At 33.4% G+C, this 1358-nt stretch carries 2 protein-coding genes; both read right to left on the bottom strand.

The window, feature by feature from the left end:
* Positions 1–615 (bottom strand): SLAP domain-containing protein (locus FHL06_RS13150; RefSeq protein WP_192917999.1); only part of this gene is annotated, 615 nt, incomplete at its 3' end.
* Between the two features lie 256 nt (positions 616–871).
* Positions 872–1351, bottom strand: a complete 480-nt coding sequence (gene rlmH / locus FHL06_RS13155) for a 23S rRNA (pseudouridine(1915)-N(3))-methyltransferase RlmH (protein WP_153387061.1) — start codon at positions 1349–1351, stop codon at positions 872–874.
* Between the last annotated feature and the right edge of the window lie 7 nt (positions 1352–1358).

Genomic DNA, 1358 nt, shown 5'->3' on the forward strand with positions numbered 1-1358 from the left:
AGTAACAGTACCTGTCTTACCGTAATTACCATCAGTTTCAACGTAATTGTCAGCAGCATTGCTTGTATTGTCACTTGCATTTTGATCATCAAAGCTTACATCCATTAAATTAACGTATTCATTAGTAGCCACTTGGTAATACAACATTTTATTGGCATGAAGTATTTCACCAATAACCCATCTACTACCCGCTGGTAAAACCTTTCCTGTTTCATTACCATAAACATCAACTACATTTAAGGCCTTATTAGCCGTTACAGTTTTGCCAGCGTCTGTGTTGGCTGATGACCATCTACCTACTTGAGCTGTAGTATCAACCGGATCAGCAGATCCGATAACGTTTGTTACTACAGAAGCTGGAATGTATTCATTATTTCCAACTTGATAATGGGCAACACCGTTTAAAGTAATCTGTTTACCTAATTTCCATTGACTTCCACTTGGCAATGTAACGCCGTTAGCGTTACCAGTTGAATCATAAACTGGTGTAGCAACTGACACAGTACCTGTTGCACTAGCACTAACTGTTTGTTGAGGTAAAGCATTTAAAGCAGCTGGAGCTAACATGATAGTAACTGCAGAAGCTACCAAAATTTTATTTGTTTTATTTTTCATCGTTATACATCCCCTGCAAAAATACGAATTCTCTTAATATCCACCATCAATTTTATAATTATAGAAACTAAATACAATCAATCTTCAACAATCATAAGAAAATATTTAACTTTTGAAGAAATCATTTGATTAAGGAACAATGCAGCAAATGATTTATGAATTAAGCAATATTGAACACAACAAAAATAATATCTACTATTCCAAATTTATCTCTGGAGTAATAGATGTTATTTTTTATTAGCGGTAATGCCGTAATCTATTTGTGATATGTACGATGATTAATAATCATAAATGAACGATAAACTTGTTCAGTCAATACTAAACGCATTAATTGATGTGGCAAGGTAAACTTACCAAAACAAATACTGTAATCAGCACGTTTTGTCACTTCTGGACTAACACCCAATGAACCACCAATAATAAAAGTGATATCCGATGTTCCATATGTGGATAAGTCTTCAATTTTTTTAGCCAATTGTTCAGAAGTTAATTCCTTTCCCCTCAAATCAAGTAAAATTACATATTCTTTATCCTTAATTTTGCTTAATATTCGTTCTCCCTCAATTTGTCTCACTTTTATATCCTGAGCTTCGCTCAAACTTTCAGGAGCTTTTTCATCTGGACATTCAATAATTTGAAACTTACAAAAAGCCCCCAAACGCTTGGCATATTCAGCAATTCCTGCTTTAAAGTACTTCTCTTTTAATTTTCCTACTGTAACAAACTTTATATTCATAATTAAA

Origin of the sequence: Companilactobacillus halodurans (genome assembly GCF_009600985.1) — a bacterium.
Taxonomy (GTDB): domain Bacteria; phylum Bacillota; class Bacilli; order Lactobacillales; family Lactobacillaceae; genus Companilactobacillus; species Companilactobacillus halodurans.

What these genes read in the sequence shown, in the direction of transcription:
- rlmH (WP_153387061.1), bottom strand. Translation starts at nt 1,351, where the DNA reads ATGAATATAAAGTTTGTTACAGTAGGAAAATTAAAAGAGAAGTACTTT.